Below are 4,996 nucleotides of genomic sequence, written 5' to 3'. Positions count from 1 at the left end.
GGGTAACTCCGAGGTCGGACGGTCTTCCAGGAAAAGGGCGCGGGCCGATCCGCCGTGCGTCCGGCCGAGCGGGCGGGCTCGCACAATGCGGCCGCGGGGGAATGCGGTGCCGCCGGCGGCCGCCGGGCGGGAACGCGGGATTGGTATCGAACGGGTATCCGTCATTTCGGCAGCTTAGGGCGCACCTATCCAGCGGGTAAACCAATATGCCGGCGGGGCCTGTGGCGGCATCCGGCCCGGCACGACCACCGGCGGGCAGCAGGCCGGCGAAACCGACCGCGCCGCGGTCGTCTACCTGCGGGCGGTAACGATGGAATCATCTACGCTCGCCCGGTTTCACTTCCGGCGATCCACTGTCGGCGCGCCATGTGGTGACTTCGCGCAACGCAACAGCCCACTCAGGTGATGGTGTAGCCACCGTCGACGACGAGCGTCTGGCCGGTGATGAAGCTTCCGGCGTCGGAGGCGAGGAAGATCAGCGCTGCGGCCAGCTCCTCGCCGTCACCGAGACGTCCGGTGAGGACGCGCGCCAGCTGCCGGCTGAGGAGGGCGTTGGTCAGTCCGTTCGTCATCTCGCTGCGGAAGAAGCCCGGCGCGAGGGCGTTCACGCGGATGCCGCGCCTTGCGGTCCACTACTGGGCCAGATCTCGGGTGAGTCCGATCAGCGCCGCCTTGCTCGCGGTGTAGGCGGCGTGGGGAAGCCCGTCGGTGGTCAGGCCCAGGACGCTGACGATGTTGACGATGTTGCTGCCCGGTTTCATGATCCGGGCAGTGGCCTGTGCCATCCAGTAGCAGCCGTTCAGGTTGACGTCGATCACGGAGCGGAACTGTTCGGAGGTTTCCTTCAGCGCCGGTACGGTGTCGCCGATTCCGGCGTTGTTGACCAGGATGTCGACCCGGCCGAACTGTTCCATCGCCGCGGTGACGAGGGCGTCGCAGGAGGCGGGGTCGGCGATGTCGGTGGCGACCGCCAGGGCGCGGCGGCCTTCCTTCTCGACCAGCCTGGCGGTGGTGGCGAGCCGGTCGACCCGCCGGGCGCCCAGGGCTATGTCCGCGCCGGCTTCGGCGAGGCTGCAGGCGAAGTCGACCCCGAGGCCGGATGACGCTCCGGTGACGATGGCGACCCGACCGTCCAGCCGGAACCGATCTAACACCGACATGATTTCCTCCTTCATGACAGGACGGCGTCCACACCGGGTATGTGTGGGCGCCGTGGTGCTTCCGCTTGATGCGCGGTCGGCTACCGGCGGCCCTTGAGCTGGGCGGCTGTCGGGGTCAGCGGTTGTGCCAGTGGGGGTGCGTTTCTCGGCGAAGGCGGTGAGGCCTTCGGTCATGTCCTCGCTGAGGAGGAGGTCATCCATCGCGGGGGAGTCGTGGGCGATGGCGTCGTTGGGGTCGGCGATCCCGGCGGTTTCGTTCATGATCTGTAGCGAGACGCGTACGGACGTCGGTGAGCCGGCGAGGATCTCGGCGGCGAGCGCGCGGGCGCCGTCGAGGGCGGTGCCGGCGGGGACGACCCGGTTGACCAGGCCGTGGGCGTGGGCTTCGGTGGCGTTGAGGCGACGGCCGGTGAGGATCATTTCGGTGGCGAGTTTCGGTGGCAGAGTCCGGGGGAGGCGGATCAGGCCGCCGGCGCCGGCGACGAGGCCGACGCGGACCTCGCTGAGGGCGAACTGGGCGGTGGTGTCGGCGACGACGAGGTGGCAGGCGAGCGCGATCTCGCAGCCGCCGCCGAGGGCGTAGCCGTTGACGGCGGCGATGACGGGTTTGGTCAGGTGCCGGCGGCCGGGCCGCCCGGCGAAGCCGGTCAGCGGCACGGTGCCGTGTTTGCCGCTGGCCGTCCAGAGCAGGTCGTTGCCGGCGCTGAACGCGGTGTCCCCGGCGCCGGTGATGATGGCGACCCACAGGTCGGGGTCGGTGAAGTAGGCGTCGAAGACCTCGTCGAGCTCGGCGTTCGCCGGGGGGTGCAGGGCGTTGCGGGCCTGCGGCCGGTTGATGGTGACTTCCAGCAGGTGGCCGTCGCGGCGGACGAGGACATGATCGTACTCGCCGCGGAAACTGGGGGTCCGGGCGGGCAGCAGAGCGGCCAGGGCGGTTCGGCTGAGCGCCGCCCGGTTGCCGTCGGCGGTGGCGCGTACGAAGATCTGTTCGCCGAACGGGGACTCGCCGGCGAGCAGGTCGAGCAGGTCGGTGTCGCCGCGGGTGGTGGTGGCGAGGAAGCGTCGGTGGTCGCGGTCGAGGCGGCCGACGACGATGCCGGTGCGGCGCCCGTCGGGGCCGTGGGTGATGGTGAAGGTCTCGATCGTCGCCGGGCCGTCGGCGCGGGTCGCTACCTCGACTGGCTCCCAGGAGTCGATCTCCGCCTGGAGGGTGGCGCTGTCGTCGGGCCGCCAGGGCGCCGGGGTGGTCGAGTAGATGCCGACGGAGTATTTCGATAGCGAGCCGCCGTTGGCGCCGACGAGGCCGTGGCCGCCGGTGGTGCGCAGGCGGGTGACGGTCTCGGCGATGGCGTGCATCGAGTAGTTGTTGCCGGCGCCGCCGAAGAACGGCAGGCCTCCGGTGAGGGCGAGGCCGCGGGGGTCGTCGGGGGCGAGGCCGAGGCCGTCGCAGAGATTGAACACGGCGATCGGGAAGCAGCTGTAGAAGTCGAAGGTGCCGATCTGGTCGAGGGCGAGGCCGGCGACGTCGAGGGCGTGGCGGACGGCCATGACCGCGGCGGGGCTGGCCGACAGGTCGGCGCGGGCGAGCAGGTCGCGTTCGCGCAGGTCGGCGTGACCGGCCAGGAAGATCCATTTCTCGGGGGGGGATGGCGAGGCGGCGGGCGGTGGCGACCGAGGTGAGCAGGACGGCGGCGCCCTGATTGACCTGGTCGCGGGCGACGACGAACCGCGGGAACGGATCGGCGATCATCCGGTTGCGTTCGGTGATGGTGGCGAGCTCCGCGGCGTCGCGTTCGACCGGTGCGGCGGCGTGGGGGTTGGCGGCGGCGACCTTCGTGAAGGGGGCGAACAGCTCGCCCATCGCCCGGGCGTAGTCGGCGCGGGACAGTTGCAGCCGCGCCCGCCGGGCGTTCTCGAACAGCGCGTACTGACTCGGCGCGCCGAGCAGGCCGTGGGCGGCGTGGTAGCGGGAGCTGAGCCCGGCCAGTCCGTAGCCGCGGTCGTCGAGCTGACCGCCGACGTGCTCGGTGAAGTCGGGCCGGTCGGGGGCGTCCGCGAGCGCCCGGGCGGTGGAGATCGCCTCCGAGCCGAACAGCAGCACGACCTCTTCTCCTGCGCCGGTCGCGATGGCGGCGGCGAACTCGTTGACGAGGTGCTGCGGCGACTGGCTGCCGACGACCTCCAGCACGGCCCGCGCCGGGTTCGCGCTGAGGCGGGCGGCGACCGAGCGCGGGTAGTTGTCCGACCGGCCCAGCGGGGCCTTCGCCCGCGGGCCGGAGATCTCGAACTGACGGACCCCCGCCACCGTGTCGATCGCGGCCGGATCGACATCGGCATCGGCGACCGCCCGCCGGGCCGCCGCCGCGGCCAGCCCCACCGCGGACAGCCTCTGGTAGTCCGGGTCACTCACCCGCTCCGCGTACTGGCCTACTCCAACCAGAACCGGAGTGCCGGGATCGAGACTGTCCGGTGTGCTCACGTGTTGGCCTGACTGTCGGTGCGGCCGAGTGTCTCCCGAAGGATCTGTTCGGTGTGTTCGCCGAGTAGGGGGGCGGGGTTATCGGGTGGGTCGGGTAGTCGTGCGGAATGGACGGGTGCGTTCTCCAGGTAGAAGGTCTGTCTGATGTGTGGGTGTCCGGACAGCCGGAACAGGCGGCGCTCGGTGTAGTAGGGGAACGAGGGCAGCTCGGAGACCCGCAGCATCGCTCCGGCGGGTATCTCGGCCGCCTGCAGCAGGCTCATGGCCTCGACGGCGTCGTGCTGGGCGAGCCAGTCGACGAGGGCGGCGTCGATCCGATCTCGGGTGGTGGCGCGTCCGTTCGCGCTGGTGAGGGCGGGTTCGGCGGCGAGATCATCGCGGTCGAGGACTCGGCACAGTGCCTGCCAGTCGTCGTCGCCGCGGACGGTGACGACGCACCAGTCGTCGTCTCCGGCGGTGGGAAACACACCCCAGGGCGCGTCGGGTTCGGTGGGTCCTTCGACCTCGGCGCCGGCGCGGACGAGGGCTTTGTCGGCGGCTGTCGCGGCCGCGTGGCCGAGCATGACCTCGGTCTGGCTGACGCTCACCGTTCCGCCGGTCCCGGTGCGGCGGCGGCGGATCAGCAGCGCGAGGACGCCGGCGATGCCGATGCGGGCGGCGACGTGGTCCGGGTAAACGGTCAGTGCGTCGGAGAATCCATCCGCTTCGCCGGGGTATCGCCACTGCGCGGTCAGGCCGGCGCAGGCGCGGACCAACGGTCCGTACCCGAGCTGGCGGCTCCACGGACCGGTGGAACCGAACGCCGAGCTGTCCACGACGATGACGGCCGGGTTGACGGTTCTGAGAACGTCGTAGCCGAGTCCGAGGGATTCGGGACGGTAGTTGGTGAGCACGACATCGGTGTCGGCGACCAGCCGCTGGAACAGGTCCTTCCCCCGTGGTGAACGCAGGTCGAGGCCGAGGCTGCGCTTGTTGCGGTGGCCGGCGGCGAAGGTCACCGTCATGACGCTGCCGTCACGGGCCTGGCGGCTGCCGTCGAGGAAGGCGTCGTTCTCGACCTTGATGACGTCGGCGCCCTGGTCAGCGAGCAGTCGCCCCTGCTCAGCACCGACGACGATGACACCGAGGTCGAGGACACGCAGTCCGGCGAGCGGCCGGCTGCCCGGATCGCCGGAGGTGTCCCGCGGGCCCGGGGCTGGCCGGGCGGCCCAGCTCTGCGGTGCTGAGGATTCGGTGGGGAGCGTGGGTGCCGGGCCTCGGATTCCGGCGCGATGCCCGTCCAGTTCGGGCACGCCGTTCGGGAAGGGGGCCGATATCCCTGGGGCGAGTTCGACGGGGGCGAAGGCGTGTCGGGCGC

At 71.2% G+C, this 4,996-nt stretch carries 3 protein-coding genes and 2 pseudogenes; 2 read left to right on the top strand and 3 right to left on the bottom strand.

Annotated features, from left to right (window positions below):
* Positions 1-398: 398 nt before the first annotated feature.
* Both G6R25_RS21385 and G6R25_RS32040 read right to left on the bottom strand, forming a co-directional pair.
* Positions 399-1,160, bottom strand: a pseudogene (locus tag G6R25_RS21385) (SDR family NAD(P)-dependent oxidoreductase).
* Between the two features lie 192 nt (positions 1,161-1,352).
* A pseudogene (locus G6R25_RS32040) lies at positions 1,353-2,516 on the bottom strand (enoyl-CoA hydratase-related protein); the annotation flags it as partial.
* Between the two features lie 344 nt (positions 2,517-2,860).
* On the opposite strand from G6R25_RS32040, the gene G6R25_RS32035 reads away from it, so the two are divergent.
* Positions 2,861-3,034 carry a hypothetical protein gene (locus tag G6R25_RS32035; protein WP_235949365.1) on the top strand — a complete coding sequence of 58 codons (174 nt, stop codon included), beginning with the start codon at positions 2,861-2,863 and terminating at the stop codon, positions 3,032-3,034.
* Positions 3,035-3,187: 153 nt separating this feature from the next.
* Positions 3,188-3,397 carry a hypothetical protein gene (locus tag G6R25_RS32030; RefSeq protein ID WP_235949362.1) on the top strand — a complete coding sequence of 70 codons (210 nt, stop codon included), beginning with the start codon at positions 3,188-3,190 and terminating at the stop codon, positions 3,395-3,397.
* Positions 3,398-3,635: 238 nt separating this feature from the next.
* Here the strand turns inward: G6R25_RS32030 and G6R25_RS21375 are convergent.
* A partial coding sequence (locus G6R25_RS21375) for a CaiB/BaiF CoA transferase family protein (protein ID WP_163554340.1) occupies positions 3,636-4,996 on the bottom strand: 1,361 nt, incomplete at its 5' end.

It is taken from the genome of Candidatus Frankia alpina (assembly GCF_902806485.1).
Lineage (GTDB): Bacteria > Actinomycetota > Actinomycetes > Frankiales > Frankiaceae > Frankia > Frankia alpina.
Note: the sequence above shows the minus strand (reverse complement) of the source record. Positions and strands in the feature narration are given on the sequence as shown.